The following is a 1,404-nucleotide window of genomic DNA, read 5'->3' on the forward strand; positions in this document are numbered from 1 at the left end:
GAGATGGAGATGGAGATGGAGATGGAGATGGAGATGGAGATGGAGATGGAGATGGAGATGGCGATGGTAATAGGGATGATGAGGGTAAAGCGATTCCTGGGGTCATCGAATTAGGTGAAGATTTTTACGAATTAACCGATGAAGAGGGGCTTACGCAAAGTAACGAGGGTGAGCTAAAAGAGGTTGATTTAGGCGATCTTAAGTTGGAGAATCGGCGTGAATCATGGCGCGAGCTGAATAAAGACTGGTAAAAAGGCTCATAGTAGAAGGCTCGTTTGTTCTTGGATGATTAGCGTCGCAAGATCATAAACCAGCGCCCAATGTTAAGCACATTCGCTAGCGCGGCTGCAAAGTACGTTAAGGCAGCCGCTTTTAGTACCTTTTCTATCGCGGGCTCGTATTCGGCAGGCACGTACTGTCCTTCTTTTAAAATGGGCAATGCTTTGTTGAAACTGGCATCCCATTCTTCAGGCAAAATAATCAAGTAGGTTAATGCGGCTGCAATTTGCAAGGTAAGGCTCAGCCCGATGGCTACGGCAAAGACGGCCGGTGATTTCAAAACGCCGGTAATAACGGGCAGTACAACCAGAATAATAGTCCCCAACTTCTGGAGCCATAGGGATAGAGGAATATATTTCTTCCGTAGCTGTGCTACTCGCTCCTTCCTGTTGTGCTGTATCGCATGGCCAACCTCATGAGCTGCGACAGCAATGGCCGTTAAGGACTTTCCTGCAAAAATACTTGGGCTAAGGCGCACCGCGTTATCGCTGGGGTCAAAGTGATCATGCCCCTCATTTGTCTGCTCAACCTTAGTGTCTATTAGCGCAAATCGTAAAATGAGGTGCTCGGCGAGTTCTCCGCCAGTGCCTGGCATTCCTGGTAGTGGTTGGCTATATTTTTTAAGGGTGAACCTAACCCACAGTTGCGGTGCGAATGAGCAGGCAAAGATTAAAAGGGTAAGGATGAAGAAAATCATAGATGAGTATCAGCGTATGTGATGTGAGTGAGTACAATATAAAAGGCTATGAATCAGGGGAATAGCATTATAAAGTCAGTAACGTCCTATTCACTAAAAACGGAGCAAGTAGCATGAAAAAAATCAATAATGAAGCCGCTTTGGTGACAGAAGCGTTAAGGGTTGGTGCAGTGTATGCCAAAACACGAGGTGCAGGTGAGTTTGAAAACACCGATTCTGCGAAGTTAAAAATCACTTACCTGTATAAATTACTTGTGCACGACAAGCTCGTACAGCCTTTGGCTAAAGGGCAAGAAACGGAACCTCTAATGCGACATAAGTTAGCACTATGGATTTCACGCACCTTGCCCAGTGATCATCAATTACTGAAGTAAGGGGCGAGGAAACAATATTTCATCCACTAATGCTTGATGTCGCCATCCTTACCT

General features: G+C 45.8%; 3 protein-coding genes. 2 read left to right on the plus strand and 1 reads right to left on the minus strand.

From position 1 onward, the window contains the following. Positions 1-251 (plus strand): hypothetical protein (locus AC3A8L_RS12790; RefSeq protein WP_487962652.1); only part of this gene is annotated, 251 nt, incomplete at its 5' end. A gap of 38 nt (positions 252-289) precedes the next feature. On the opposite strand, the gene AC3A8L_RS12795 is transcribed toward AC3A8L_RS12790, so the two are convergent. After that, entirely contained in the window at positions 290-976 is a 687-nt protein-coding gene (locus AC3A8L_RS12795) for a zinc metallopeptidase (protein WP_487962653.1), read from the minus strand. A 113-nt stretch (positions 977-1,089) separates the two neighbouring features. Here AC3A8L_RS12795 and AC3A8L_RS12800 point away from each other — a divergent pair, with 113 nt between their 5' ends. Further along, positions 1,090-1,350 (plus strand): DUF5062 family protein, encoded by a 261-nt coding sequence (locus tag AC3A8L_RS12800; RefSeq protein WP_487962654.1) that lies wholly within the window; start codon positions 1,090-1,092, stop codon positions 1,348-1,350. Positions 1,351-1,404: the final 54 nt, after the last annotated feature.

The sequence above is a fragment of the Marinagarivorans sp. genome (genome assembly GCF_982758155.1).

Bases quoted from the DNA above. Each gene is read 5' to 3' on its own strand.
- AC3A8L_RS12795 (WP_487962653.1), bottom strand. From the start codon at position 976: ATGATTTTCTTCATCCTTACCCTTTTAATCTTTGCCTGCTCATTCGCA.
- AC3A8L_RS12800 (WP_487962654.1), top strand. From the start codon at position 1,090: ATGAAAAAAATCAATAATGAAGCCGCTTTGGTGACAGAAGCGTTAAGG.